We start from the raw sequence: 25,782 nt of genomic DNA on the forward strand, positions 1-25,782 counted from the left end.
AGCGCTTCAACCTAAATCCGGCAGTTGGGCGCACCCGGGCGGGTCGTCATCGGGCGCGTGGGCAAGGCGCAAACCACAGCCATGGCGGGCGCCATGGCGAGGATTTGCAACGCCGCCCCCGCGCCCGAGGGCGACTCGAACGGGTGCGCAGCGCTCACCCAAACGGTGAACGGCCTCTGAACCGAAAATTGTTGAAACATCAACACCTTACCTTTTCGCGAGTAGCGGTCAACTGCCGGATTTAGGTTCAAATTCCTGCTGCCAGGGCGGGCGACCATGGTGGTGTCGCCGGCCTGCCCCCTTCGAACAAGGGGCGGACGCCCCAGATGCCCTCGGCGTAGTTGGAGACGGCGCGATCCGACGAAAACATGCCCACGCCCGCGATGTTGTGCAGACACGAACGTGACCAGTCACGATGCAGGCGGTAGCGCTCGTCGACGCGGTTTTGCGTGGCGATGTAATCCGCATAGTCGGCCAGCAGTTGGTAGTAGTCCGATTCGAGCAAGGACCGCGTGAGGTCCTGGTAGCGCTGCGGCTCCTCCGGTGAAAACGCGCCGTCGGCGATGCGGTCGATCGCCATTTTCAGCTCGTAATTGCTCGCGTAGTAGCGGCGTGGGACGTAGCCATGCGCGCGCAGCTCGGCGACCTGTTCGGCGCGGTTGCCGAAGATGAACATGTGCTCTTCACCGACGTTTTGCGCAATCTCGATGTTCGCGCCGTCCCAGGTTCCGATCGTGAGCGCGCCATTGAGCGCAAATTTCATATTCCCCGTGCCGGAAGCTTCGGTTCCCGCCAGCGAAATCTGCTCCGACAGATCGGCCGCGGGGATGATCAGCTCGGCCAGCGTGACGCGGTAGTTGGGGACAAAGACGACTTTGAGGAGCGGACTGACGCAGGGGTCGGCGTTGACCGTGCGGGCCACGTCGTTGATGAGCCGGATGATCAGCTTGGCCATGTGATAGGCCGAGGCTGCTTTGCCGCCAAAGATCACCGTGCGCGGCACCCAGTTGCCTTTGGGGTTCGCCCGAATCGCGTGGTAGCGCGTGATCACATGCAGCACATTGAGCAACTGCCGCTTGTATTCATGGATGCGCTTGACCTGCACATCGAAGAGGCTCTCGGGGTCGATCTCGATCCCGAGCTCCCGCCCCACATAATCGGCCAGACGCCGCTTGTTGCGTTGCTTGACCAGTCGCAAAGCGGCCAGAAAGGCGTCGTCGTCGGCATGGGCGCGCAGTTGGCCGAGATGCGAGAGCTCCCGTCGCCAGAGCGGCCCGATGCGCGCGTCGATCAGCTCGGACAGGGCCTGGTTGGCCTGCCCGAGCCAGCGCCGCGGCGTGATGCCGTTGGTGACGTTGCAGAACTTCTCGGGCCACAGGCGTGCGAAGTCGGCAAACAGCGTGCGCACCATGATGTCGCTGTGCAGCGCCGAAACGCCATTGACTTTGTGACTGGCCAGCGCACACAACCAAGCCATGCGCACCCGGCGCTGCCCGTTTTCCTCGATCAGCGAGACCCGGCGCAGCAGATCCATGTCCTCGGGAAAGCGCGCATGCACCTCGGCGAGGTGGCGGGCGTTGATGTCATAGATGATCTGCAAATGCCGCGGCAGCAGCCAGCCCAAGAGGTCCACCGGCCAGACCTCCAGCGCCTCGGGCATCAGCGTGTGATTGGTGTAGCTGAAGATGCGCTGGCACAGCGCCCAGGCCTCGTCCCAGGGCACCCGATGCTCGTCGACCAGCAGGCGCATCAGTTCGGGCACCGCCAGCGCCGGGTGCGTGTCATTGAGGTGGATGGCCACCTTGTCGGCCAACTGCTCGAAACTCCCGTGCGTCTTGAGGTAGCGGCGCAACAAATCCTGCAAGGAGGCGCTGACGAAGAAATACTCCTGACGCAGACGCAACTGCCGGCCCTGCTCGGTTTTGTCTTCGGGGTAGAGCACCAGCGAGACGTTTTCGGACCAGTTTTTGGCCTCGACCGCGCGCATGTAGTCGCCCCGGTTGAACTGCTCGAGGTTGAGCGCGCTCTCGGCGCGCGCGGACCACAGCCGCAGCGTCGCGACCGAGCTCAGCTCATAGCCCGGCACGCCGCTGTCGTAGGCGACGGCAATGACGTTTTCCGTGTCCACCCAGCGCACCCTCTGGCCGTCAGGCACCAAATGCCCGCGGTAGCGCACCGTGTAGCTGTATTCGGGGCGCATGAATTCCCAGGGGTTGCCGTTGAGCAACCACTGATCGGGCTCCTCCACCTGACGGCCATCGACGATGCGCTGCGCGAACATGCCGTATTCGTAACGGATGCCGTAGCCCATGCCCGGCAGCGCGAGTGTGGCCATCGAGTCCAGGAAACACGCGGCCAGCCGCCCGAGGCCGCCGTTGCCGAGTCCCGGATCGGCCTCGAGGTCGACCAGCGTGTCGAAATCCGCGCCCAGTTGCGTGCACGCCTTGCGGATGTCTTCGAGCAAGCCTTCCGCGGCGAGCGCATTGGTGAGCATGCGCCCGGGCAAAAATTCCATCGACAGGTAATAGACGCGCTTGGCATCCTGGTCGATCGCGGCGTGGTGCGTCTCGCGCCAGCGGTCCATGATGCGGTCCCGAACCGCGTAGAAGACCGCAAACAGCCAATCCCGCGCACACGCGGAGCGCACGTCCTTGCCCACCGAATACACCAACCGGTTCGAGATCGAGCGCTTGAGCGCCTCGACCGTGCTGACGGGTCGGTCGAAATCGAACGACGCCGATGCGCTCGGCGCGAGGGGCGATGGGGCAGCGTCAGGGGCGTTCATGAGGCCAGCCTTGCGGAAGAAGAACGAATGCCATCGTACAGCGTGCCATATTGCCGCGCGGCGCGCGCCCAGTCGAACCGTAGGCTCATGGCGTGTGTCTGGACCCGTTGCCAGTCGGCGCCGCGGCGGTGCAGCGCGAAGGCGCGCCGAATGGCGGCGTCGAGCGCAGCGGGCGTGGCCTCATGGAACACGAAGCCACTGGCGCGACCGTCGTCGATCGCCTCGAGGCTGCTGTCGACGACCGTGTCGGCCAGCCCGCCCACCGCGCGCACCAGCGGCAAGGCGCCGTACCGCATACCGTAGAGCTGCGTCAGGCCGCAGGGCTCGAAGCGCGAGGGCACGAGGATCACGTCGGCTGCAGCGATGATGCGATGGGCCAGCCCCTCGTCGTAGCCGTCGCGCAGGCGCGCCTGGCCCGGGTGGGCGGCGCAGGCCGCTTCCAGCGCGCGCTCGATCGCCGCGTCCCCGTGGCCCAGCACCGCGAGCTGGCCACCGCGGGCCACCAGATCGCCGAGCACGGGCGCGATGAGATCGACACCTTTTTGCTCGGTGAGCCGGCTGACCACGCCGAACAGCACGGCATCTGCGCGCGGTGCCAGGCCCAGTTCTCGCTGAAGCACGGCCTTGTTGCGCGCCTTTCCGTCGAGCTGCGCCAGATCGTAAGGTTGCGCCAGCCACGCGTCGGTCGCGGGGTTCCACACCGAATAGTCCACACCATTGAGGATGCCGTGCAGCGCCTGAGCTCTTCGGCGAAGTACGCCGTCGAGGCCAAATCCCTGCTCGGGCGTGAGAATTTCCTGCGCGTAACGGGGGCTGACCGTCGTCAAGGCGTCGCTGAACAGAATCCCGCCCTTGAGGAACGAAACCTCGCCATAAAACTCGAGCCCTTCGATCCCAAACAGCGCCGCTGGCAGCCCCAGCCGCGGCCAGAGCTCGCCCGGAAATCGTCCCTGGAACGCCAGGTTGTGGATCGTGAGCACCGACCCCGCGGATTTAGGCCCCCGGCGTGTGGTCGCCAGATAAACCGGAGCGAGCGCCGCATGCCAATCGTGGGCGTGGACCACGTCCGGGGTCCAGGACGGGTCGCCGCCCAGCCCCAGTTGGGCACCGACCCAGCCCAGCAGCGCAAAGCGCTCGGCGTTGTCGGGCCAGGGGCGATCCTTTTCGTCCAGATACGGGCCGCCGGGGCGCTCGTACCACGCCGGGGCGTTGATGAACCACAGCGGCAATCCCGCGCCCCGCAATCGGGCGGGGATGATCGAAACCTCGGGTCCCAAGGCCTGCACGATCGGCGGGGCGTTGCGCGTCGCCAACTTCAGCGCCGGGCCTGTGGGTTCGACACCCGCTTTCACGCCGGCAAAGCCCGGCAGCAACACCCGCGCATCGATGCCCAGCGACCGTTGCGCGGCGGGAAGCGCGGCGCAGACATCGGCGAGCCCCCCGGTCTTGACCAGTGGATACAGCTCGGCGCAGACATGCAGGACCTTCATGAACGAACCCCAGGGCCGGGTGAAGGAAAGCCCAGCCGCGCGAGCATTGCCGGAGTCACCAGCACGACGCCGCCATCGGTCCGCGCGAAGCGCTGCGCGTCGAGTGCGGGGTCTTCGCCGATCACCATGCCCTCGGGGATGTGGCAGCCGGCATCGACGACGACCTTGCGCAGCCGGCAATGACGCCCGACCTCGACCGCAGGCAGCAGCACCGATTGCTCGACCCGGGTGTAGGAATTGACCCGCACCCGCGAGAACAGCACCGAGCGGCGCAGCTGCGCGCCGGAGATGATGCAGCCGCCCGAAACCAGCGAATCGACCGCACAGCCGCGCCGGTCTTCGTCGTCGAACACGAACTTCGCCGGAGGCAACTGTTCCTGGTAGGTCCAGATCGGCCAGTTGCGGTCGTACATGTCCAGCTCGGGGATGGTGTTCGTCAGGTCGAGGTTGGCAGCCCAATAGGAGTCGACGGTGCCGACATCGCGCCAATAGGCCGGTGCCTCCGGGCTGCTCTTGACGCAGGACTCCCCGAAAGGATGGGCGACCGCTTCGCCGCGCGCCACGGCCTTGGGGATCAGGTCGCGGCCGAAGTCGCGGCTCGAGCCCGGTGTGGCGGCGTCGGCCTCGAGCGCGGCGTAGAGATAGTCGGCATCGAACACATACACCCCCATGCTGGCGAGCGCATGGTCGGGTCGCCCCGGCATCGGCGCCGGGTGCGCGGGCTTCTCGTCGAAGCGCACGATGCGCCGCGCCTCATCGATGGCCATCACGCCAAAGGCGCTCGCCTCTGCCAGCGGCACCTCGATGCAAGCCACGGTACAAGGGGCGCCGCGCGCCGCATGATCGGCGATGAGGCGTGCGTAATCCATCTTGTAGACATGGTCCCCGGCGAGCACCAAGATGTAGCGCGGGCGGTTGGGCCGCAGGATGTCGAGGTTCTGGAACACCGCATCGGCCGTGCCTTGGTACCAGGAGGTTTCGTCGATGCGCTGCTGCGCGGGCAAGAGGTCCAAGAACTCGTTGAACTCGCTGCGCAGGAAAGACCAACCCCGCTGCAGATGCCGCAGCAGGCTGTGGGACTTGTATTGGGTGATCACACCGATGCGCCGCACGCCCGAGTTCAGGCAATTCGAGAGCGCAAAGTCGATGATCCGGAACTTGCCGCCAAAGTACACGGCTGGCTTGGCGCGTCGATCGGTGAGCGCGCCCAGGCGCGAGCCGCGGCCGCCGGCGAGCACGAGGGCAATCGTCTGGCGCGCCAGTTGATACGGGGCCTGGGGATCGTTGGGGGGCATGGCAGTTCTCCTCGGGTGGGGCGGGTCCGTCGGGGCAGGGGGATCAGGGGGCGCGGCCGTGGGCGCGCACGATTTCGGCCAGGCGCGCCGCGGGCTCGGGGCCCACCATCGGCCAGTCGAAGCGCCAGCGCCAGCAACCTTCGGCGAGCCCCGGTGTGTTCATGCGGTGCCGGCCGTCCAGGCCCAGCACGTCTTGAAACGGCACGATCACCGTGCGCGCGACCGAGAGGGAGAGCGCGCGGATCAGGCTCCAGTGGATGCCTTCACCGTCCACGCCCGGGCCGAGGTAGCGGCGCACCAACGCCTGCGCCGAGGGCTCGAGTGACTGCCACCAGCCCACGGCGGTGTCGTTGTCGTGCGTGCCAGGGTAGGCCATGGTGTGGGGCTCGTAGTTGTGGGGCAGGTGGGGGTTGTCGGCATGGCCGTCGAAGCCAAATTGCAGCACCCGCATGCCGGGATAGCCGCAGGCCTCGCGCAGCGCCATCGCTTCGCCGAGATCGGCGCCGAGGTCCTCGGCGATCAAGGGCAGCGGCCCCAGCTGCGCTTGGAGCGTTTGAAAAAACGCCAGCCCAGGCCCGGGACGCCAACGCCCGTCGATCGCGGTGGGCGCCTGCGCGGGGACTTCCCAATACGACGCGAACCCCCGGAAGTGGTCGATGCGCACGACGTCGAACTGCTCGAGCGTGCGCTGCAATCGCCGCTTCCACCAGCCATAGCCGTCCTCGGCCATGCGGTCCCAGCGGTAGAGGGGGTTGCCCCAGCGCTGACCCTGCGGGCTGAAGTAGTCGGGGGGCACGCCCGCAATGACCTCGGGCTCGCCCGAGGGGTCGAGCGCGAACCACGACGGCTGAGCCCATACGTCGGCACTGTGATGGGCGACGAAGATTGGCAGGTCGCCAATGACGCCGATCCCCCGCTCCCGCGCATAGGCCCGAAGCGCCTGCCATTGGCGCTCGAACAGCCACTGGGTGAAGCACCAGAAGCCGCGCTCGTCTTGCGCGGCTGCCGCGACCTCGGCCAGCGCGCTCGGGTCGCGTCGCGCCAGTCGTTCGGGCCATCGGGTCCAGGGCTGCCCATGACGCGCGTCGAGCACCATGAACAGCGCATAGTCCTCGAGCCAATTCCGTTCGCGCGCAACGAAGGCTTCGAGATCGCTGCGCTCGGGCTCGGTGGCTGCGCGCTGAAACCCCTGCCAAGCCTGCATCAGCAGGCGCTGGCGGGCGGCGACGCCTTCGGGCGTTCCGCAGCTCTGCCCATCGACAAGCGGTACGGGCTCGTCGTCGCGCAGCCATCCGCGCTCGCGCAGAGCCCCGAGATCGATGAGCCAGGGGCTGCCGGCAAATGCCGAGAGGCTCTGGTACGGTGAGAAGCCGGGTCCTGGTGGCGTGAGGGGCAAAACCTGCCACCAGGATTGCGCAGCACTCTGGAGCCAGTCGACCCAGTGCCGCGCCGCGGCGCCCAGATCCCCGCAGGACGCGCTGCCGGGCAGGCTCGTCGGATGCAGCAGGATGCCGCTGCTGCGCCGGTGCAGTGGCTTCGCTGGGGGTGCCGTCATGGGCTCGGGTCTCCGCTGGGCAGGGGCTGGACGAGGATTTTCAGGCAGGGCGGAACCACCTCGGTCCAGCCACGCTCCCCGGGGGGGCCGGCGGTTGGGGCATCGGGGCTTGCCGGTCGGGGAAAGCGCGCGCCGATTCGGCTGTCGAGCACCGTGTGCCACATGCCTTCGGGCAGCCGCACGCAAGCCGGCTCCGAACCGGCGTGAAAAATCGTCATCACCCGCTCGCGCGGCAAGCCCCCTGGCTCACCGACCGTGATGACACAGGCCAGGATGCGGCTGTCTGGCTGCTCCCATTCGTCCACCCCAGGCGGATACCCTTGCGCGGTTCGCCATTCGATGTCTGGCGGCAGATCCGCCTCTGACCATTGCCCCGAAAACCAGAGTGGATGGCGCAGCGCGGGCAGCTCGCGCCGCAGGGCCGTCAGCGCGGCGACAAAGCTGCAGAGATCGGCGTCGCCTCGCGCCCAGTCGATCCAACTGATCGGATTGTCCTGGCAGTAGGCGTTGTTGTTCCCGCGTTGGCTGTGGCCGATTTCATCGCCGGCGAGCAGCTGGGGTACGCCCTGGGCGCAGAACAAGGTGCTCAGCAACGCGCGCCGCCACTGCTGCCGCCGCTCGAGGACGGTCGGGTCTTCGCTCGGTCCTTCGACGCCGGCGTTGGCGCTGAAGTTGGCATCGGCACCGTCGCGGTTGTCTTCCCCGTTGACTTCATTGTGCTTGTGCCGGTAGCTGGTCAGGTCGGCGAGCGTGAAGCCATCGTGCGCCGTGATGAGATTGATGGAGGCGAGTGGAAGACGTCCGTCATGTTCGAAACGGTCGCTCGAGCCCGCCAAGCGCCGCGCGAGCTCGCCGCGGGTGCACTCGTGTCCGAGCCACCAGGCGCGCACGGTATCTCGGAAGCGGTCGTTCCATTCATGCCAGCCGGGCAGGAACTGCCCGAGGCGGTAGCCATCGGGCCCGAGGTCCCAGGGTTCGGCGATGTGCTTGAGGGGCGCCAGGACGGGGTCTTGTGCCATCGCCGTGAACAGGGCATGTGCCGGATGGAAGCGCCAGTCGAGCCTGGGGTCGCGGCCGAGGGACACCGCAAGGTCGAAACGGAACCCATCGACGCCGAATGCTTCCGCCCACCAGCGCAAGCTGTCCATGACGAGTTGGACGGCGTGGGGTTCACCGAGGTTCAGCGTGTTGCCGCAGCCGCTGAAATTCATCGGATGTCCGTGTTCGTCCAGCGCGTACCAGGCAGCATGGTCGAGTCCTCGCCAGGAAAGGGTGGGCCCCGTCGCGCCGCCTTCGGCCGTGTGGTTGTAGACCACGTCCAGGATGACCTCGATCCCTTCCCGATGCAAACCGTCGACCATTTGCCGGAACTCGTCGCGAATCCGCTGATCGTCGTGACGTTCGCCCCGGGCATGCAGCGTAGCGAATCGGGGGTCGGGGACAAAGTAGTTGAGCGTGTTGTAGCCCCAGAGGTTGCTCATGCCCCGCTCGATCAGGTGGCGTTCATCGAGGTGCAGCTGCACCGGCAGCAGACACAAGCTGGTGATGCCCAGTTTGCGGTAGTGCTCGAGCATGGGCTTGCTCGCAAGCCCGAGCCAGGTGCCGCGAAGCTCGGGCTCGAGATCCGGGTGCAAGGCCGTGGCCGATTTGACATGCACCTCATAGAGGACCGTGTGGGACCAGGGAACCCAGGGTCGCGCGGCGATCGAGCGTGCGCGGCACAGCTCTTGCTCGAGGTCGATCACACGGGCCTTGGGCACGCGATCGGCGTTGTCGCGTGGCAGCGGCGGAAAGCCACGCCCTTGCGGGTCGTCACATTCGAGCGCCAAAGCGCTCGTCGAGCCGACGAGGGCCCGGGCCCAAGGGTCGATGAGCAAACGATGCGGGTTGTAGCGGTGGCCTTGCTCGGGCTTCCACGGGCCGTCGGCGCGCAGGCCATAAAGCATGCCCGCGCCATGCCCCGGTATCCAACCGCACCACAGCCCGTCACCGTGGCAACGCAAGTGCCATCGTTCGATCTCGCGATGCCCTTCTGCGTCGAAGACGCAAACCATGACGGCATGGGCATGCGGCGCGAAGACGACGGCATTGACGCCTTCCTGCCCGGCCACGGTTCGCGGCGTCACACCCATCGGCCAGGGCTTTCCAGGCTCGCTCAGGCGGTCGAGGGCTCGCGGGTTCATGATGGCAGTGGCTTCTCGGGATCAAGCCACAGGACGCCCAGCGGCGGAAGTGTCAGTTGGACCGACCAGGGATGGCCGTGCATCGGGATGGGCTCGGCCTCGAGGCGTCCGAAGTTGCCGACATTGCTCCCGGCATAGTGGGCCGAATCGGTGTTGAGCCGCTCGACCCAGGCGCCCGCCAGGGGTACGCCAATCCGCCAGTCGTGCCGAACGACCGGCGTGAGGTTGCAGACCACCGCAAGGACTTCATCAGGCCGGGTGCCCCAACGCAGAAAGCTGTAGACGCTGTGCGCCGCATCATTGGCCTCGATCCAAGCGAAGCCTTCCGGAGTGTCGTCCTGAACGAACAGCGCCGGCAGTTCGCGCAGCAGGTGGCAGAGATCGTGCACCAGCCGCTGTACGCCCGCGTGGTCGGCCTGATTCAAGAGGCCCCAGTCCAGCTCCGTGTCGTGATTCCACTCCCGTGGTGTTGCCAGCTCCGCGCCCATGAACAACAGTTTGCGGCCTGGAAACGCATACATCAAGCCCAGTAGCGCGCGAAGATTGGCTCGCCGCTGCCAGGGATCCCCCGCCATTTTGTTGAGCAATGAGCCTTTGCCGTGGACGACCTCGTCGTGCGACAGCGGCAGAACGAAGCGCTCACTGTAGGCGTACATCATCGCGAAGGTCAGGGCGTCGTGGTGCCAGCGTCTGTGGACGGGGTCGAGCGCGAAATACCGCAGCGTGTCGTGCATCCACCCCATGTTCCATTTGGCGTCGAAGCCCAGGCCACCCTCCTCGGGCGAGCGGCTGACATGCGGAAACGCCGTCGATTCTTCCGCAATGGTCAGCACGCCCGGGGCTTGCTCGTGCAGCGTGCGGTTGACCTCCTGCAAAAACGAGATGGCTTCGAGGTTTTCCCGCCCACCCCGTGCGTTGGGGATCCACTCTCCGGCAGGCCGGCTGTAGTCCCGGTAGAGCATGGAGGCGACCGCATCGAAACGCAAACCGTCGAAGCCGAACTCTTCCACCCAATAGAGCGCGTTGCCGATCAGGAAGTTGCGGACTTGCGGACGTGCAAAGTTATAGATCAGCGTGTCCCAGTCGCGGTGAACCCCCTCCCGAGGGTCTTCATACTCATAGAGGGCCGTGCCATCGAAACGAGCCAGCGCGTGGCCGTCTCTGGGAAAGTGGCCCGGAACCCAGTCGAGGATTACGCCCAGCCCGTGCGCATGGGCCGCATCGATGAAGCGCCGCAAAGCGTCGGGGCTGCCATAGCGAGCCGCTGGGGCGTAGAGGTTGGTGCATTGATAGCCCCAGGATCCGTAGAACGGATGCTCAGCCACCGGCAACAGCTCGATGTGTGTGAATCCGAGCTGGGCGACGTAGGGCGGCAGTTCGCGGGCGAGCCAGTCCCAATCCGGAATGTGTCCCCCTGGTCGCTTCCAGGAGCCGGCGTGGACCTCGTAGATGGCGATGGGTCGCCCGCCTTCAGGCCGCGCGTGCAAGCGATGTGGCCGCCAGGCAGCCGGGGCACACACGCGCGCGGCGAGGCCCGGCGGTCCCTCGGTCGCTCGCGCATAGGGATCGGTTCGTAAGCTCAAATGGCCGTGGACATCGACAACGGCGAACTTGTAGAGCGCACCCGCTGCCGCGTCGCGGACGAACGCCTGCCAAATGCCGCTCTCACCCACCCGCCCCATCGGGTCGCGCGCCGGGTCCCAAGCGTTGAAGTCCCCGACCACGCTGACGGCCTGCGCGTGCGGAGCCCAGACTGCAAAAACGGTGCCCTCATGGCCCTGCTCGCGGGCCAAATGGGCGCCGAGCTTTTGCCAGGGGCGCAGATGTCGGCCCTCGGCCAGTAGCCAAAGATCGAACGGGCCCAGCCACGGGGACGCGGCCAAGTCCGGTCGATCGTTTTCCGTCGTTTCCATGCTGAAGGGGCTCGCCCTCAACCGCGCTCGAACTTGAACACCGCTGTCGAGGCGCAGAGGTTGGGCATGAAGCGAATCTTGCGCCCATTTTGCAAGCCGAAGGCGTCGAGGATGCGCAGGCTGTTGCGTTCCGCGAGCACCTCGAAGTCCGCATAGGTTCCAACTCGGATGTTGGGCGTGTCGTACCACTCGTAGGGCAGGCGTTTCGTCACGGGCATGCGACCCCGCAGCACACTGAGCCGGTTGGGCCAATGTGCGAAGTTCGGAAAGGCGACGATGCCGATGCGGCCCACGCGCGCGGTTTCACGGAGCATGGTTTGCGCATTGCGCAAATGTTGCAGCGTGTCGATTTGCAGCACCACGTCGAACGACTGGTCGCCAAACATGGCGAGACCCTCTTCGAGGTTGAGCTGCAGCACATTGACCCCGCGCTGGACGCAGGCGAGCACGTTGGTGTCGTCGATTTCGACGCCATAGCCCGAGCAGTTCCGATGGACCCGCAGCCACTCCAGCATGGCGCCGTTGCCACAGCCCAGATCGAGCACGCGCGCCCCTTTCGGTACCAGGGCGCCGAGGGTTTCCATGAGCACGGGATCACTCATGCTTGGGCTCCCCGGGCAATCCGCTCGAACCACGCACGCACCACCGCATGGTAGCGGGCATCGTCGAGCAGGAACGCATCATGGCCGTGGGGCGCATCGATTTCGGCATAGCTGACGTCGCGCTGGTTGGCGACCAGCGCGCGGACGATCTCGCGGCTGCGTGCCGGGGAAAAGCGCCAGTCGGTCGTGAAGCTCACCAGTAAGAAACGAGCACGGGCCGGCGCGAGCGCACGCACCAAATCACCGTCGAAGGCCGCAGCTGGATCGAAGTAGTCGAGCGCGCGGGTGATGAGCAGGTAAGTGTTGGCGTCGAAATAGTCGCTGAACTTGTCGCCCTGGTAGCGCAGGTAGCTCTCGATCTGGAACTCCACCTCCTGCGTCGAATACTTGTATCCGGTGGCGCTGCCCGCCACCGCCTCGCGCAGCGTGCGGCCGAACTTCTCGTTCATCACGTCGTCGCTGAGGTAGGTGATGTGCCCGATCATGCGCGCGATGCGCAGGCCCCGCTTGGGCACCACGCCGTGCTCGTAGAAGCGCCCGCCGTGAAAGTCGGGGTCGGTCACGATGGCGCGTCGCGCCACCTCGTTGAAGGCGATGTTCTCGGCCGTGAGGTTGGGCGCGCTCGCAATTACCGCGGCGTGGCGGACCCGCTCGGGGTATTGCAGCGTCCAGGAGAGGGCTTGCATCCCCCCAAGGCTGCCGCCCATCACGGCGGCGAGCGTCTCGATGCCCAGCGCATCGAGCAGGCGCGCCTGCGCGTTCACCCAGTCTTCCACGGTCACCACCGGAAAATCCGCGCCGTAGATGCGCCCCGTGTCCGGGTTGACATGCATCGGCCCCGTGGAGCCAAAGCACGAGCCGAGGTTGTTGATGCCGACGACAAAGAAGCGATCGGTGTCCACCGGCTTGCCGGGGCCCACCATGTTGTCCCACCAGCCTTCGCTGCGGGCCTGGCCTTCGTACACCCCAGCGACATGGTGCGACGCGTTGAGCGCATGGCAAATCAGCACCGCATTGGAGCGATCCGCATTGAGCGTGCCGTAGGTTTCAAAGGCGAGTTGGTAATCCCGCAGCACGGCGCCGCTCTGCAAGCGCAAGGGTGCCTGGAATGACATCGTCTGCGGCGTGGCGATCAATCGCATGGTGGTGGTCTGCCAACAAAAAACCCGGTTGCGCCGAAGAGGCGGAACCGGGTTGCGGGTACCCTCTTTAGCTGGTTTCGGAGCCCTGATGGACCACGGCGCCCGCAAGCAGGAACAAATCGGCGCTCGCGCAAGTATAGGGCAACGCCGAACAAGTTCCTCGCGCGTCGCTCAGCCTGAGCCCAGCAGCGCGGCCAGGCCCAGCGCTGCAAAGATCGCGGCCGAGATGAGATGCACGGCGCGCAGGGGTGCGCGTCGCGTGATGCGCTCGCCCATCCAGACGACCGGCGCATTGGCGAGCATCATCCCGAGCGTGGTGCCGGCCACCACCCAAGTCCAGCTTTGGTACTGCGCGGCCAGCATCACGGTGGCGATCTGCGTCTTGTCGCCCATTTCCGCCAGGAAGAAAGCCACCACGGTGGTGCCAAACACGCCCAAGCGGGGGGCGTTTTCGGTGCCCTCGTCGTCATCGAGTCGGTCGGGAATCAGCATCCACACCGCCATGGCCAGAAATGAGCCTCCCAGCACCCAGCGCAAGGTATGCGGCCCGACCCATGCGGTCACCCAAGCCCCGAGCGCGCCGGCCAGCGCATGGTTGGCCAAGGTCGCAATCAGGATGCCCCAGACGATGGGCCAGGGCTTGCGATAGCGCGCGGCGAGGACGAGCGAGAGCAGCTGCGTCTTGTCGCCCATCTCGGCGAGGGCGACGATGCCGGTGGAGACGAGGAAGGCTTCCATAACGGGGAGATTCGGACAAGGGGGGGGGCCGGATTGTCCCCCAGGGCGCCATGCCACTTCCTGGTGCAGAACTTGCTTTCTTTGGTGCGAGGCCCGGATTTCGGGGCGTATTGCACCAAAACAGACTTTTTTGATCGGAGAGCGACGCATGGATGCACTCAAACAGGGCGTGGACGCCCTGTTCCTCTTGTTGGGCGCCATCATGGTGCTTGCGATGCACGCGGGATTTGCCTTTCTGGAGCTGGGCACCGTGCGCAGAAAGAATCAGGTCAATGCCCTGGTGAAGATCCTTGCGGATTTTTCCGTGTCGACTTTGGCCTATTTCCTGGTGGGATATTCGGTGGCCTATGGGACCACGTTCTTCGTTGGGGCCGGCGAGCTGGCCGCGCGCAACGGGGTTGAACTGGTGCGCTTTTTCTTCTTGCTGACCTTCGCTGCGGCCATTCCGGCGATCATCTCGGGAGGCATCGCCGAGCGTGCGCGCTTTGGTCCACAGCTGATCGCGACCGCGGTGCTCGTTGGCCTCGCCTATCCGGTCTTCGAAGGCATCATCTGGAACCGACACTTCGGGGTGCAAGAAGCCATCAAGCAATGGACCGGTCAGGAGTTTCACGATTTCGCCGGCTCCGTCGTCGTGCATGCCATGGGCGGCTGGATGGCGCTGCCGGCCGTGTTGTTGCTCGGACCGCGGAGCAACCGCTACCGCCGTGACGGTGGCATCTCCGCCCACCCACCGTCGAACATTCCGTTTCTTGCCCTCGGGGCCTGGATCCTGGTCGTCGGCTGGTTCGGGTTCAACGTGATGAGCGCCCAATCCGTCGAGGGCATGTCGGGGCTGGTGGCGGTGAACTCACTCATGGCTATGGTCGGCGGGACGCTCGCGGCGTTGCTGGTCGGCCGTAATGACCCGGGCTTTGTGCACAACGGCCCCCTGGCGGGCCTGGTCGCGGTGTGTGCGGGGTCCGACCTCATGCATCCGCTCGGCGCGCTCGCGGTCGGCGGCATCGCCGGTGCTTTGTTCGTCGGCATGTTCACGCTCACGCAGAACCGCTGGAAGATCGACGACGTGCTCGGGGTGTGGCCGCTGCACGGACTCTGCGGTGCCTGGGGCGGTGTCGCTGCTGGGATCTTTGGTCAGCAGGCGCTGGGCGGCGTGGGTGGTGTGAGCCTGGGCGCCCAGCTCATTGGAACGGGGTTCGGCGTGTTGTGGGCGCTCACCTCCGGTGCGCTCGTCTATGGCGTGCTCAAGCGCACCCTGGGCCTGCGGCTGAGCCAGGAGGAAGAGTACGACGGCGCAGACCTCAGCATCCACCGGATCACGGCATCGCCCGAGCGCGAAGTGAGCTGGTAGGCCTCGCGCAAGCCCTCGAACGGCAACGCTGAATCCTGCCCTTGTGTGTCCTCACGGGAGAGGATTCAGCGTTGCCCAAAAATAAATTCCGCACGCGATCGTTTTATGCCCCATAATCGGCGTCGCGCTGGCCCGGAAGGGCTGGCGCAGGTTTGCGGTGATTTGGTCAGTTTTGCGTCTCGAAATTCTTCAATGGTTTGTGGATTGCGCTAGCGGACTCCATCGCGTGTTTTGGTGTTATTTAGGAGTCCCTCATGGGCAACAAACTTTACGTCGGCAATCTGCCTTATTCTTTCCGCGACGAAGACATGCAACAGGCTTTCAGCCAGTTCGGTGATGTCGCCAGTGCCAAAGTCATGATGGAGCGCGACACCGGTCGTTCCAAGGGTTTTGGCTTCGTCGAAATGGGCAGCGATGCCGAGGCGCAAGCTGCAATCAAAGGCATGAACGGCCAAAACGTCGGCGGTCGTGACCTCGTGGTCAACGAGGCCCGTCCGATGGAAGCCCGCCCTCCCCGCAGCGGTGGCTACGGTGGCGGCAATGGCGGCGGCTACGGCGGTGGTCGTAGCGGCGGCGGTTACGGCGGCGGTCGTAGCGGCGGTTACTGATCCATGCTGGGAAAGATCCCGGCACGATAGAAAGAGGCCCCCGAAGGGGGCTTTTTTCATGGGCGAGCGAAGCGCGCACACGCTTTCGCCGATTCGTCAGATGGGGTTTTTGCCTCACATCACGGATCGCTGCGCTGACCGGATCCCCGCTTGGGCCCAGAGCCCTCGGGTGGGTGCGGGTTGGCGGTCGCTGGCAGAGCGTCGCAGGCGCACAGCAGAGCACCGCGCCAGAGGTGCGTTTTTTCGGGGCATGCTCCATAATTTGCGAACCCTCGGGCAAATGGCTGGGGGAGGTTGCGGTGTAAGGCTCTTGCGGCGTGTGCTTGGCTCCGGTTGAGCGGGTGCGCTGGCGCTGGTGGGACTCCATCGCTGAGTAAACGTGTCTAGAGGAGTCCTTCGTGGGCAACAAGCTTTATGTCGGCAATTTGCCGTATTCGGTGCGGGATCAGGATCTGGAGCAGGCTTTCTCGCCTTTCGGCCAGGTGAACAGCGCCAAGGTCATGATGGAGCGTGAAACCGGTCGTTCGAAGGGTTTTGGCTTCGTGGAAATGGGGAACGATGCGCAGGCTCAAGCCGCGATCGAAGGGATGAACGGTCAGTCGATGGGCGGCCGGAATGTCGTCGTCAATGAGGCCCGCCCGATGGAGCCTCGGCCGCCGCGCAGCGGTGGAGGGTACGGCGGCGGTCGCCGCGAAGGCGGCTACGGTTCCGGTGGCTCCGAGGGCGGCTTCCGTAGCCCCTATGGCTCGGGGCCGCGGGGGGGTGGCCGACGCAACGACGGTTACGGGAACTGATCAACCCCAGGGGGCGCCGCGAGCGCCCCTTTTGCTTCGCGCCCGGCCGCAAGCCAGGCGTGGTTGCTGGCCCCTTGTTACTTGCCCTGGCGAGGTTTACGAGGGCGGCCGGCGAAGAGCCGGTCGAAGAGCCCATTGGGCAGGATTCGGAGGATCTTGGCGACCAGGGCCATTTGCCAGGGGATGACCCGATAGCTGGCCCCTTTTTCGATGGCGCGGGCGGCGCGCACCGCAAAGACCTCGGGTGCCAGCAAAAACGGCATGGAATAAGGATTCTTTTGGGTCAGCGGGGTGTCGATGTAACCCGGCAGGATCGTCACGACCGAGACGCCGGTACCGCGAAGTTCGCCACGCAAACTTTCGCAGTAGGCGATGACGGCTGCTTTACTCGCGCAGTAGGCCCCATGCCCAGGGATTCCTCGTATGCCCGCGACACTGGCAATGCCCACAAGGCGACCGCTGCCGCGTTCGCACATGGCATCGATGAAGGGATGAAAGGTCGCAGCGAGTCCCAAATTGTTCGTCTCGAAGGTGCGCCGGAGCGTTTCCAAGTCTTCGCGAATCCGCGTGTCCATGCCGATGCTGATGCCGGCGCTCGCAATCACCAGATCCGGCGTTCCGAACTCCCGCAGGCATTGTTGGCCGGCTTCGACGATCTCGTTTGGAACCGACACGTCGGCACGGTAGATACGGTAGCGGTCGGTTGACCACCGCTGTTCCCGCAGCCGCTCTTCGAGGACGTCGGTTCGTCGGGCAACCAGTGCCAGACGCCAACCGCAGCGGTAATAGTGCTCCGCAAGCGCGAGGCCGATCCCGCTGGAAGCGCCGGTGATGAAGGCCAGCGGCGTCTCCAAGGGTGGAGGTGAGACGGGGGGATGCGGGGGCGACATGAGCTACCTCGGGGATCGATTCGGCCACAGCTCGCCACGGACCCGGCCGGACAGCGTGAGCGTGCCGGAGGGGCGCTCATAGACCATCGCGTCGGCGCGAAACTGTTGTGGGCCACGCCGAATCAGCACTGCAACGGGACTGCTCCATCGTTCGGGTTGGCTTTCCATGACCAGCGCTTCACTGAAGTATTCCCAGGGCGCAGCGGGTTCGCGCTCGCGCTGGGCGAGCGGGCCGGTCGCGGGTGCCGAGTCCCGCGTCACATGGACGGCACCTTCCATCCGAATCACGCTGCGGTCTTGATTGACTTCGACGTGCCGCGCGCGCGCGGAGGTTCGCAGACCTTCGGGGCTCCAGGTTGCCAATTGGGCTTGATCGACTTCGACGCTGCCCGTGTCGGGATAGTGGCGCAAAGTGTCGCCGATGACCTCACGGACGAGCTCTCCCCCGGGCCCGAAATTGCGCCAACCGAAGCGAACCAAAAAATAGTCGGGTTCGTGGCTTGGCGGTCCCTCCGGTGCAAGGCCGCGTTCGGTGGGCATGCTGCGGACCAGCCAGAAGGTGGCCAGGGCAAAAACCGCCATGATCAGTATGGGTAGGTAAGGGCCGAGCCGCTGCCAGATGAGACCCAGCCAGGCTTTCATGACGAAGCCCCCCCATCGAGCGCATCGAGCAGCGCGGGGTATCGGCCTGTGGCGACCAACAGCAGGTCACAAAATTCTCGCGCGGCTCCAAATCCCGCCGGTGCGTGCGTGACGTGATCGGCGCAGGCGAGCGCTTGCGGGTGGGCTTGCGGCGGGGCGGCCGAGACCGTGGCTCTTTGCATCAGGGGCAGATCCGGCCAGTCATCCCCCATGACGGCCGCTTGACTCCAGTCCATTCCCAGGGTGTCGAGCAGGGTTTCGGCGGCGCCGAGCTTGACCTCGGTCCCCAGGGTAAAGTGTTCGACGCCCAGCGCCGCCAGTCGCGCGCGCAGGGCCGCACTGTCACGGCCGGAAATGACAGCGGGCACGATGCCGGCGCGCGCCAGCAGCTTCATCCCGAGCCCGTCGTGGGTATGAAAACGTTTGAGCGTCTCACCTTGGTCCGAAAGATAGATGCTTCCGTCCGTGAGGACGCCATCGACATCAAAGATGGCCAGTCGCACCGGCTGCGCTTTGAGCAAGAGCAAAGGGTCGAAGTTCAGAACCGGCAGGATCGGCTTCATGGCGGCGTCAGCCTCTCAGATGACCTTGGCCTGCATCAGGTCGTGGCTGTTGAGCGCGCCGCACAGCTGGCCTGCGCTGTCGACCACCAACACGCTGTTGATCCGGTGTTGCTCCATGAGTGCGGCCGCTTCAGCAGCTAGTGCAGTGTCCGGGATCGTTTTGGGCGAAGCATGCATGACATCGGCGGCGCGTAGCGGGCGCAGGTCGACACCGCGCTCGACGAGCCGGCGCAGATCCCCGTCGGTGAAAATCCCGACGACATGGTCTGCGCCATCGACGATGGCTGATGCGCCCAGTCCTTTCGCACTCATCTCGCGCATGAGTTCGACGAACGATGCATTCATGGGGACCTTGGGAACTGCGGGTCCCTGACGCATGACATCGCGAACATGGGTGAGGAGGCGCCGACCCAAGGCGCCACCTGGATGAGAGCGCGCGAAGTCCTCCGCACGAAAACCCCGAGCGTCGAGCAAAGCCACCGCCAACGCGTCGCCAAGCGCGAGTTGTGCGGTCGTGCTGGCGGTCGGCGCCAGATTGAGCGGGCAGGCTTCGCGGTCGACACTGCTGTCGAGGCAGACCGTTGCATGGCGCGCGAGGCTCGAGCCCAGATTCCCGGTCATCGCGATGATCGGGACGCCCAACCTCTTGAGGATGGGAAGGATGGCGGTGAGTTCCTCACTTTCGCCGCTGTTGGAGATCGCCAGAACCACGTCGACGGGTTTGACCATGCCGAGGTCGCCATGGCTGGCTTCGGCCGGGTGGACGAAGAACGCCGGCGTTCCCGTCGACGAAAGCGTGGCCGCGATCTTGCGTCCGACATGGCCGCTCTTGCCCATGCCCATGACGACGATCCGCCCGCGCACATGGAGCATGAGTTCGACGGCCTGGACGAAGCGTTCATCGATGCGCGAACGCAGGTTCAGCAAAGCCGAGGCTTCAATTTCCAGCGTCTCGCGGCCGAGGCGCAAGGCCTGATGGGAATCCAAGGTCATCGGGGCATTTTATCGACCGGCGGTCATGGACGAGGCTTGATAGGATCGGCCGATGACCACCCTGGAACTGATCCTGGTTTATCTCTGCGCCGCCGTGTTCGGGGTGGTGGTCTTTCGCAGCTTGCGGCTGCCCCCGATGCTCGGCTACCTCGTGGTTGGCGTCGTGATCGGGCCCCACGCGCTGGCGCTCGCCCAGAGCACTTCGGCGATTGCGAGCCTCGCCGAGTTCGGGGTGGTGTTTCTGATGTTCGTCATCGGCCTGGAATTCAGTCTGCCCAAATTACGCGCGATGGGGCGTCATGTCTTTGGCCTCGGCTTGGCCCAGGTGGTGGTCACGATGGCGGTCGCAACCTTGGGCCTGCATCTGCTGGGGCGCTGGGCGCCCGGCTGGTGGGCGCTCGACTGGCGCAGCGGTTTGACTCTGTCGGGCGCGCTGGCCATGAGCAGCACGGCGATCGTTGGCAAGTTGATGGCTGAGCGGCTGGAATTGGACTCGGAGCATGGAAAACGGGTGCTCGGGGTGTTGTTGTTCCAGGACCTTGCCGTCGTTCCCTTGCTCGTGCTCGTGCCGGCGCTCGGGTCGAAGGAAGAGCACCTGATGCAGGCATTGGGCCTGGCCATGCTCAAAGCCGCCGGCTTGGTGGTTTTGCTGCTCTGGGGCGGGCAGCGGATCATGCGCTGGTGGCTCACGCTGGTGGCGCGGCGCAAAAGCGAAGAATTGTTCGTGCTCAACCTGCTGCTCATCACGCTCGGGATGGCATGGTTGACCGAGCACTTCGGCCTGAGCCTGGCGCTCGGCGCCTTCATCGCCGGGATGCTGATTTCCGAAACCGAGTTCAAGGCTCAGGTCGAAAGCGACATCCGGCCGTTCCATGATGTGCTCATGGGCCTGTTTTTCATCAGCATCGGCATGATGCTCGACTGGCATCTCGTGGTCCAGCGCTGGGGCTTGGTCTTGTTGTTGGTGACCGTCCCTGTCGCGTTCAAGATCGTTCTCATCACGGGCCTGGCCAAGGTCTTGGGCGCCTCCACGGGCGTGGCGGTTCGCACCGGGCTTTACCTCGCGCAGGCGGGCGAATTCGGCTTCGTGCTTCTGTCTTTAGGGAGCGATGTGGGCCTGATACCGGCGTCGCTGCTCAATCCCATCTTGGCGGGCATGGTTCTGTCCATGCTCATGACGCCGTTCATCATCGCCTACAGCGATGCGCTGGTGCTGCGATTCGTCTCCAGTGAATGGATGCAGAGCGCCCTGCAGATGACGGCGATCGCACGGCGCTCCATCAACGTACAAAAGCACGTGATCATCTGCGGCTTCGGGCGTTGCGGCCAGAACCTGGCGCGGATGCTCGAGCCTGAGGGCATCGACTTCATCGCACTCGATCTCGACCCTGACCGGGTACGGCAAGCGGCGGCCGCGGGCGATGCGGTGGTTTTTGGCGACGCCAGCCGGCCACAGGCTTTGATTGCAGCGGGGCTGTCGCGCGCGAGCGCGGTCGTCGTCACTTACCTGGATCTGCCCGGCGCGCTCAAGGTCATTGCGCTCGTTCGTGCGCATGCCCCGCATGTGCCGGTGATCGTGCGGACTCAGGACGATCGTGAACTCGAGCGCTTGTATGCGGCCGGTGCCACGGAGGTGGTGCCCGAGGCGATCGAAGGTTCGTTGATGCTGGCCAGCCACGCCTTGGCCCTGGTGGGTGTGCCGATGCGTCGCGTGATTCGCATCGTCCAGGAGCAACGTGACCGCCGCTACAGTCTGCTGCGCGGCTACTTTCATGGCACCGATGACAGCGGGGCGGAGGACTTGGCGGCGGAGCGGCTTGAGACGGTCGTGCTTCCGCCGGCTGCCGCAGCGATCGGCAAAACTCTGGGCGAACTGGCTCTCGAGGAACTCGGGGTTAGGCTCGTGAGCTGGAGACGCTCAGGGGGACGAGCCGAGCGTCCAGACAGCGAGGAGCTTCTGGACGCTGGCGACGTCCTGGTGCTGGGCGGTCGGGCCGACGCGCTGCTGCGCGCCGAGGAGCGGCTGCTGCGAGGCTGAAACGCTGTGCCGCCATCCATCGAACAATGACCAGTGTAGAAAGACGGAAACCATCATGCTCGATCTGAACGTCAACCAGTATCTACGCGAACGCATACGGACGGTCCCGGACTGGCCGACGCCGGGCGTGCAGTTCCGGGATATCACGCCGCTGTTGCAGGAGCCCAAGACCTTTCGCGTGCTGATCGACGCTTTTGTTCATCGCTACATGGACCGGGACCTTCGGCCCGATGTCATCGCGGGCCTCGACGCGCGAGGCTTCATCATCGGAGCGGTGCTCGCGTTTGAACTCGGGGTGGGTTTCGTGCCCATCCGAAAAAAAGGCAAGCTGCCTTTCACGACGGTTGCGGAAACCTACGAACTGGAATATGGCAGCGCGACCGTCGAACTCCACACCGATGCGGTGCAGCCGGGCGATCGCGTGTTGCTCGTGGATGACCTCATTGCCACCGGCGGCACCATGATGGCTGGGCGTCGCTTGCTCGAGCGCCTCGGCGCCCATGTGTCGGAGGGCGCGGCGATCGTGGATTTGCCCGAGTTGGGCGGATCGCAGCGCTTGCGGGAGTCGGGCCTGCCGCTCTTCACGCTGGTCGATTTCTCAGGTCACTGAATTCCAAGGCTACGCTGAATCAGCAGCCGCGGCGGGCGTGCGACGGTTGGCGTGCGCGCTGTCGGGTGCTGGGGCGGGGCAGTACAGCTTGACGCTGGCTTGCCGGCCCTTGAGTTGCGCCGGTCCGAGGAAGAGCCATTCGATGTCCGGCGTCTGGTTCCGGGTGGATTCACTGGCGATGATGTCGACGCCGTAGCTGCGCGTCAGCGCCTCGAGCCGCGCCGCGATATTCACGGCATCCCCAATGACCGTGTAGCTGCGGCGAAACGGCGAACCCATGTCACCCACGCACATCGGCCCGGTGTTGATGCCGATGCCGATCGCAATCGGGGGCTCGGCGTGCGCCGCCCGCTCGGCGTTGAGTTGCCGAATCTCGTCGACCATATCGCGTGCGGCGGCAACCGCGTGGGCGGCATGATGGGGGTCGTCGAGGGGGGCGCCCCAAAACGCCATGACCGCATCCCCGATGTATTTGTCGACCGTGCCCTGATGCCGCTGGATCGCCGCCGTGAGGCGGTCGAACACGCGGTTGAGCAGGGCCTGGACCGCCTCGGGCGGGAGGGTCTCGGCCAGGCTCGTGAAGCCGCGAAGATCGCAGAAGAGCACGGTCATTTCCCGCGTCTCGGCCACCATGTCGTCGCGCGCCATTTCAGCGACGCGCTCCTTGGGCACATAGGTTCCAAACAGCCGGGTGAGCCGTTGGAGCGCGACGCGCTCGCGGAAGTATCCATGCCCGACCATGGCCAAAAAGAGGGCCAGTGCCAAGGTGGCGGCGCTGGCCACGGGAGACAGCCAATGCCCCTGGAAAAAGAGCGCCAGGTCGAGTGCGGCAAGACCACCCAGCACCCCGGTGGTCAGCAGCACGGAGCCGAGGAGACTTTGGCCTGGCAGCAGAAGGGTGAGCAGCAGACCGACGGTGGAAACGAGGAGCCACTCGAGGCCGCTGGCCCAGTCGGGGCGCGTCAAGGCGCGGCCATCGAGAAAGGCGCTGAGCATGTGGGCATGGATTTCCACACCGGGCACGACCGGACCCACGGGCGTTGCGCGCATGTCCATGAGGCCCGGCGCCGTCGATCCGACCAGCGCAATTTTGCCGGAGAGCTGCGCCGCGGGAACGCGGCTGGCCAACAACGCTGCGGCGGAAACCGATGCGAATGGACGGCTCTCTGGGGCTGCTGCGATGCGAAACGGAACATAGGCGGTGCCGTCGCGCTGCAGCGGAATGCGGCGGGCGCGATGGCCGGGGCTGCCGAGCGGCTCCAGCAACAGGAAGTGGTTGGGAGCGGTCTGCCCATCGGTTTCTCCCCCCACCCGAACGGCAGGCTGGCCCAGCGTCTGGCGGAAGACGGCGAGCGCCAGCGATTCATAGGCTTGCCCTTTGTGTTCGGCCAGCACTGGCAGCCGGCGTACCCGTCCATCGGGGTCGGCGATGGCGTTGAAGAAGCCTGCGGCGCTGGCAGCCTGGGCCAGTTCGGGTTGATTGGCGCCGAAGCCGTCCCATGGCAAGAGGCTCAGGCCGCTGGCCGCCAAGCGGGCCGCATCGAGGACCGGCTCGGGCAACTGGCCGCTGCGGTGCGCCCGCCGGTCGCTGGTGAAGTAATAGCCGAGCACCGAGCGCCCTCGCTTGAGCGCTTCGGCGAAGACGGCGTCGTCCTGCGCTTGGGGTTCGGCAAACACCATGTCGAAGCCCAGAGCCGAAACCCGCTGGCGCTCGAAGAGTTCCTGGACCAGGGCGGCGAGCTGGGCGCGGCTCCACGGCCAGCGCCCGACCGCTGCGAGGCTGGCTTCGTCGATGTCGACGATGACGATGCGGGGGTCGGGCTCGACGGGTGCGGCGAGCCGTATGTGCGCGTCGACGAGGGCCCGATCCAGGGCGTCGAGCCCCGGCAGCGTCCAGTAGCCGAGGATGTGCAGCCAGGCGAGCGCCGTGAGCGCAAGGCCGAGCAGCCGTGGCGTCAGAGGGGACGGCCCGGCTCGGCGCCGGGGTTTCAGCGGGGGGCGCTCGACCACGAGCTCATGGCGCGACGAATTGCATTTGAATGCCGGCGAGTTCGAGCAGGTCGCCGTCGTGCAGGTTGACGGGCTCCTTGCCGATCGGCGTACCGTTGACGGTCGGGGGCTGGGTTCCATCGACGTGGCTGAGCATGAACCCTTGGGCGCGGCGCGTGATGGCTGCCACCGCCACTCCGGGTTTGCCGATGGTGGTCACGACCTTGACCAGTGGGACCTCGCGGCCGGCGGCAGCACCGTTGAGCAACCGTACCGCGGCGCCCGCGGGCGCGGCTGGAGCCGATGCTGGAGCGCTTGCGGCGGATGGCGCTGTCGCCGCCCCCACGGGCGCGGCGTGGGGGGCTGGGCTGGCCGGAGCTGCCGCGGCGACCCCGACGGGGTCTGCCTGGAAACGGATCTTGTACTTCCCGACCTCGATGATGTCGTTGTTCTGCAGCAGCTGGTGCTTGATCGCCTTGCCGTTGACGTAGGTGCCGTTGGTGCTGTTGAGGTCTTCGATGAAGACTTCGGCTCCGTTCAGGTAGAGCACGGCATGTTCACCGCTGACGGCGAGGTTGTCGATCACGATGTCGTTGTACGGGCGGCGGCCGAGCGTGGTGCGCTCGCCGGTCAATTCGGCTTCTTTGATCACGACGCCGTCGATCGAAATGATCAGTTTCGGCATGGCCGAGGCTCCTCTCACAAATTCTGGGTGCGAAGCAACGCGGAGTTGGGTTGCGGACGAGGGAGTACTACCGCAAGTGCGCGACGAGACCCTGGGGCGGTCGTTCGGCGCGAGCGCGCACCAGCATAACGGAAATGTTGTCGCGCCCGCCACGGGCGTTGGCGGCTGCGACGAGTTTGTGCGCCAAATGCGACAGTTCGGCACCGGCGCGAAACATCTGGGCGATCTCCATGTCGGTCAACATGTCGGTCAAGCCATCGGAGCACAACAGATACAGGTCGCCCGCTTCGACGGGGTGCTCGGCGATATCGATTTCGACCTCGGGGCCCACGCCGAGCGCGCGGGTGACGAGGTTGCGATAGTCGGCGACTGCGGCTTCCTCCGGGGAGATCAGGCCAGCATCGAGCTGCTCCTGCAACAAGGAGTGATCACGGGTGATCTGGACCAGTTGGTGGCGGCGCCAACGATAGCAGCGCGAATCGCCGACATGGCCCAGCCAGAGTTTGGGCCCGCGAAACCAGGCAGCGATGACGGTGGTTCCCATGCCGGCGTGGGTGACCTCCCGCTCGGCCGATTGGAAGATTTCCAGGTTGGCTCGCGCGATGGCGTTTTGCAGGGCTTCGCGCGCGGGGGGTGCGGCTTCGCCCGGCGAACGTGCGCACTGCTGGAGGTCGGCGAGGATGATCGAGGTGGCCATGTCCGCGGCGACCTCGCCGGCGTTGTAGCCGCCCATGCCGTCGGCGAGCACGGCGACGCCGGCCGCACCGTCGTAGCGGATGGAGTCTTCGTTGTTGGCACGGACGCGCCCGACGTCGGTCAATCCATCGAATTCATAGCGCATGGCAGGCCGCGGACTTCGGGTGGGCCAGGTTTCGGTGCATGGACCGCCTCCTCCAGGATTCGTGCGGCCCCAAGG

General features: G+C 65.6%; 22 protein-coding genes. 5 read left to right on the forward strand and 17 right to left on the reverse strand.

Annotation, left to right across the window (positions count from 1 at the left end; translation table 11 throughout):
• Nucleotides 1-11 precede the first annotated feature (11 nt).
• The 10 genes from EDC62_RS09825 to EDC62_RS09870 form a co-directional block, all read right to left on the reverse strand.
• Nucleotides 12-200: a hypothetical protein gene (locus EDC62_RS09825; protein ID WP_124223149.1), complete on the reverse strand. Its 189-nt coding sequence runs from the start codon at nucleotides 198-200 to the stop codon at nucleotides 12-14.
• Between the two features lie 47 nt (nucleotides 201-247).
• Nucleotides 248-2,785: a glycogen/starch/alpha-glucan phosphorylase gene (locus tag EDC62_RS09830; RefSeq protein ID WP_124223151.1), complete on the reverse strand. Its 2,538-nt coding sequence runs from the start codon at nucleotides 2,783-2,785 to the stop codon at nucleotides 248-250.
• Nucleotides 2,782-4,275 carry a glycogen synthase GlgA gene (gene glgA, locus EDC62_RS09835; RefSeq protein WP_124223152.1) on the reverse strand — a complete coding sequence of 498 codons (1,494 nt, stop codon included), beginning with the start codon at nucleotides 4,273-4,275 and terminating at the stop codon, nucleotides 2,782-2,784. The genes EDC62_RS09830 and glgA overlap by 4 nt, the downstream gene beginning before the upstream one ends.
• On the reverse strand, nucleotides 4,272-5,570 hold the full coding sequence (gene glgC, locus EDC62_RS09840) for a glucose-1-phosphate adenylyltransferase (RefSeq protein ID WP_124223154.1): 1,299 nt from the start codon (nucleotides 5,568-5,570) through the stop codon (nucleotides 4,272-4,274). The genes glgA and glgC overlap by 4 nt, the downstream gene beginning before the upstream one ends.
• A gap of 43 nt (nucleotides 5,571-5,613) precedes the next feature.
• Nucleotides 5,614-7,125: a 4-alpha-glucanotransferase gene (gene malQ, locus EDC62_RS09845; RefSeq protein WP_124223156.1), complete on the reverse strand. Its 1,512-nt coding sequence runs from the start codon at nucleotides 7,123-7,125 to the stop codon at nucleotides 5,614-5,616.
• On the reverse strand, nucleotides 7,122-9,308 hold the full coding sequence (gene glgX / locus EDC62_RS09850; protein WP_124223158.1) for a glycogen debranching protein GlgX: 2,187 nt from the start codon (nucleotides 9,306-9,308) through the stop codon (nucleotides 7,122-7,124). Before glgX ends, malQ begins: the two co-directional genes overlap by 4 nt.
• The gene (gene glgB / locus EDC62_RS09855; protein WP_124223160.1) at nucleotides 9,305-11,221 is read right to left on the reverse strand and encodes a 1,4-alpha-glucan branching protein GlgB; all 1,917 of its coding nucleotides are present in this window, start codon (nucleotides 11,219-11,221) and stop codon (nucleotides 9,305-9,307) included. The genes glgX and glgB overlap by 4 nt, the downstream gene beginning before the upstream one ends.
• A 17-nt stretch (nucleotides 11,222-11,238) precedes the next feature.
• On the reverse strand, nucleotides 11,239-11,823 hold the full coding sequence (gene metW / locus EDC62_RS09860) for a methionine biosynthesis protein MetW (protein ID WP_124223162.1): 585 nt from the start codon (nucleotides 11,821-11,823) through the stop codon (nucleotides 11,239-11,241).
• Complete coding sequence (gene metX / locus EDC62_RS09865) at nucleotides 11,820-12,965, reverse strand: homoserine O-succinyltransferase MetX (RefSeq protein WP_124223164.1); 1,146 nt, start codon at nucleotides 12,963-12,965, stop codon at nucleotides 11,820-11,822. Before metX ends, metW begins: the two co-directional genes overlap by 4 nt.
• A gap of 171 nt (nucleotides 12,966-13,136) precedes the next feature.
• Nucleotides 13,137-13,703: a TMEM165/GDT1 family protein gene (locus EDC62_RS09870; protein WP_124223165.1), complete on the reverse strand. Its 567-nt coding sequence runs from the start codon at nucleotides 13,701-13,703 to the stop codon at nucleotides 13,137-13,139.
• 148 nt (nucleotides 13,704-13,851) lie between these two features.
• Here EDC62_RS09870 and EDC62_RS09875 point away from each other — a divergent pair, with 148 nt between their 5' ends.
• The 3 genes from EDC62_RS09875 to EDC62_RS09885 all read left to right on the forward strand — a co-directional run bounded on the left by EDC62_RS09875 (nucleotide 13,852) and on the right by EDC62_RS09885 (nucleotide 16,456).
• The gene (locus tag EDC62_RS09875) at nucleotides 13,852-15,054 is read left to right on the forward strand and encodes an ammonium transporter (RefSeq protein ID WP_124223167.1); all 1,203 of its coding nucleotides are present in this window, start codon (nucleotides 13,852-13,854) and stop codon (nucleotides 15,052-15,054) included.
• Nucleotides 15,055-15,308: 254 nt separating this feature from the next.
• Nucleotides 15,309-15,662 (forward strand): RNA recognition motif domain-containing protein, encoded by a 354-nt coding sequence (locus tag EDC62_RS09880; protein ID WP_124223169.1) that lies wholly within the window; start codon nucleotides 15,309-15,311, stop codon nucleotides 15,660-15,662.
• Between the two features lie 398 nt (nucleotides 15,663-16,060).
• On the forward strand, nucleotides 16,061-16,456 hold the full coding sequence (locus tag EDC62_RS09885; RefSeq protein ID WP_124223171.1) for an RNA recognition motif domain-containing protein: 396 nt from the start codon (nucleotides 16,061-16,063) through the stop codon (nucleotides 16,454-16,456).
• A gap of 77 nt (nucleotides 16,457-16,533) precedes the next feature.
• Here the strand turns inward: EDC62_RS09885 and EDC62_RS09890 are convergent, their stop codons facing one another.
• From EDC62_RS09890 to EDC62_RS13095, 4 genes are read right to left on the reverse strand one after another with little or no spacing between them, the layout of a single operon-like run.
• Entirely contained in the window at nucleotides 16,534-17,310 is a 777-nt protein-coding gene (locus EDC62_RS09890) for an SDR family oxidoreductase (RefSeq protein ID WP_245968833.1), read from the reverse strand.
• Between the two features lie 39 nt (nucleotides 17,311-17,349).
• Nucleotides 17,350-17,988: an LPS export ABC transporter periplasmic protein LptC gene (gene lptC / locus EDC62_RS09895; protein ID WP_124223175.1), complete on the reverse strand. Its 639-nt coding sequence runs from the start codon at nucleotides 17,986-17,988 to the stop codon at nucleotides 17,350-17,352.
• On the reverse strand, nucleotides 17,985-18,551 hold the full coding sequence (locus EDC62_RS13090) for a KdsC family phosphatase (protein WP_211330979.1): 567 nt from the start codon (nucleotides 18,549-18,551) through the stop codon (nucleotides 17,985-17,987). The genes lptC and EDC62_RS13090 overlap by 4 nt, the downstream gene beginning before the upstream one ends.
• A gap of 15 nt (nucleotides 18,552-18,566) precedes the next feature.
• Nucleotides 18,567-19,544, reverse strand: coding sequence for a KpsF/GutQ family sugar-phosphate isomerase (locus EDC62_RS13095; RefSeq protein ID WP_211330981.1), 978 nt, complete (start codon nucleotides 19,542-19,544; stop codon nucleotides 18,567-18,569).
• A 52-nt stretch (nucleotides 19,545-19,596) separates the two neighbouring features.
• Between EDC62_RS13095 and EDC62_RS09905 the strand changes: the two genes are divergently transcribed.
• Nucleotides 19,597-21,582 carry a monovalent cation:proton antiporter family protein gene (locus tag EDC62_RS09905; protein ID WP_124223177.1) on the forward strand — a complete coding sequence of 662 codons (1,986 nt, stop codon included), beginning with the start codon at nucleotides 19,597-19,599 and terminating at the stop codon, nucleotides 21,580-21,582.
• A 55-nt stretch (nucleotides 21,583-21,637) separates the two neighbouring features.
• The gene (locus tag EDC62_RS09910) at nucleotides 21,638-22,192 is read left to right on the forward strand and encodes an adenine phosphoribosyltransferase (RefSeq protein WP_124223179.1); all 555 of its coding nucleotides are present in this window, start codon (nucleotides 21,638-21,640) and stop codon (nucleotides 22,190-22,192) included.
• 9 nt (nucleotides 22,193-22,201) lie between these two features.
• Here the strand turns inward: EDC62_RS09910 and EDC62_RS09915 are convergent, their stop codons facing one another.
• The 3 genes from EDC62_RS09915 to EDC62_RS09925 all read right to left on the reverse strand — a co-directional run bounded on the left by EDC62_RS09915 (nucleotide 22,202) and on the right by EDC62_RS09925 (nucleotide 25,707).
• Nucleotides 22,202-24,202 carry a CHASE2 domain-containing protein gene (locus EDC62_RS09915; RefSeq protein ID WP_170159050.1) on the reverse strand — a complete coding sequence of 667 codons (2,001 nt, stop codon included), beginning with the start codon at nucleotides 24,200-24,202 and terminating at the stop codon, nucleotides 22,202-22,204.
• A 4-nt stretch (nucleotides 24,203-24,206) separates the two neighbouring features.
• Nucleotides 24,207-24,866 (reverse strand): FHA domain-containing protein, encoded by a 660-nt coding sequence (locus tag EDC62_RS09920; protein WP_124223183.1) that lies wholly within the window; start codon nucleotides 24,864-24,866, stop codon nucleotides 24,207-24,209.
• 67 nt (nucleotides 24,867-24,933) lie between these two features.
• A complete protein-coding gene (locus EDC62_RS09925) occupies nucleotides 24,934-25,707 on the reverse strand; it encodes a Stp1/IreP family PP2C-type Ser/Thr phosphatase (protein ID WP_124223185.1) in 774 nt (257 codons plus the stop codon).
• Nucleotides 25,708-25,782 lie beyond the last annotated feature (75 nt).

It is taken from the genome of Tibeticola sediminis (assembly GCF_003843835.1).
Taxonomy (GTDB): domain Bacteria; phylum Pseudomonadota; class Gammaproteobacteria; order Burkholderiales; family Burkholderiaceae_C; genus Tibeticola; species Tibeticola sediminis.

Excerpts from the sequence above, each read along its gene's own strand:
- EDC62_RS09825 (WP_124223149.1), bottom strand. The coding sequence starts at position 200 with ATGTTTCAACAATTTTCGGTTCAGAGGCCGTTCACCGTTTGGGTGAGC.
- EDC62_RS09830 (WP_124223151.1), bottom strand. The coding sequence starts at position 2,785 with ATGAACGCCCCTGACGCTGCCCCATCGCCCCTCGCGCCGAGCGCATCG.
- glgA (WP_124223152.1), bottom strand. The coding sequence starts at position 4,275 with ATGAAGGTCCTGCATGTCTGCGCCGAGCTGTATCCACTGGTCAAGACC.
- glgC (WP_124223154.1), bottom strand. The coding sequence starts at position 5,570 with ATGCCCCCCAACGATCCCCAGGCCCCGTATCAACTGGCGCGCCAGACG.
- malQ (WP_124223156.1), bottom strand. The coding sequence starts at position 7,125 with ATGACGGCACCCCCAGCGAAGCCACTGCACCGGCGCAGCAGCGGCATC.
- glgX (WP_124223158.1), bottom strand. The coding sequence starts at position 9,308 with ATGAACCCGCGAGCCCTCGACCGCCTGAGCGAGCCTGGAAAGCCCTGG.
- glgB (WP_124223160.1), bottom strand. The coding sequence starts at position 11,221 with ATGGAAACGACGGAAAACGATCGACCGGACTTGGCCGCGTCCCCGTGG.
- metW (WP_124223162.1), bottom strand. The coding sequence starts at position 11,823 with ATGAGTGATCCCGTGCTCATGGAAACCCTCGGCGCCCTGGTACCGAAA.
- metX (WP_124223164.1), bottom strand. The coding sequence starts at position 12,965 with ATGCGATTGATCGCCACGCCGCAGACGATGTCATTCCAGGCACCCTTG.
- EDC62_RS09870 (WP_124223165.1), bottom strand. The coding sequence starts at position 13,703 with ATGGAAGCCTTCCTCGTCTCCACCGGCATCGTCGCCCTCGCCGAGATG.
- EDC62_RS09875 (WP_124223167.1), top strand. The coding sequence starts at position 13,852 with ATGGATGCACTCAAACAGGGCGTGGACGCCCTGTTCCTCTTGTTGGGC.
- EDC62_RS09880 (WP_124223169.1), top strand. The coding sequence starts at position 15,309 with ATGGGCAACAAACTTTACGTCGGCAATCTGCCTTATTCTTTCCGCGAC.
- lptC (WP_124223175.1), bottom strand. The coding sequence starts at position 17,988 with ATGAAAGCCTGGCTGGGTCTCATCTGGCAGCGGCTCGGCCCTTACCTA.
- EDC62_RS13090 (WP_211330979.1), bottom strand. The coding sequence starts at position 18,551 with ATGAAGCCGATCCTGCCGGTTCTGAACTTCGACCCTTTGCTCTTGCTC.
- EDC62_RS13095 (WP_211330981.1), bottom strand. The coding sequence starts at position 19,544 with ATGACCTTGGATTCCCATCAGGCCTTGCGCCTCGGCCGCGAGACGCTG.
- EDC62_RS09905 (WP_124223177.1), top strand. The coding sequence starts at position 19,597 with ATGACCACCCTGGAACTGATCCTGGTTTATCTCTGCGCCGCCGTGTTC.
- EDC62_RS09910 (WP_124223179.1), top strand. The coding sequence starts at position 21,638 with ATGCTCGATCTGAACGTCAACCAGTATCTACGCGAACGCATACGGACG.
- EDC62_RS09920 (WP_124223183.1), bottom strand. The coding sequence starts at position 24,866 with ATGCCGAAACTGATCATTTCGATCGACGGCGTCGTGATCAAAGAAGCC.
- EDC62_RS09925 (WP_124223185.1), bottom strand. The coding sequence starts at position 25,707 with ATGCGCTATGAATTCGATGGATTGACCGACGTCGGGCGCGTCCGTGCC.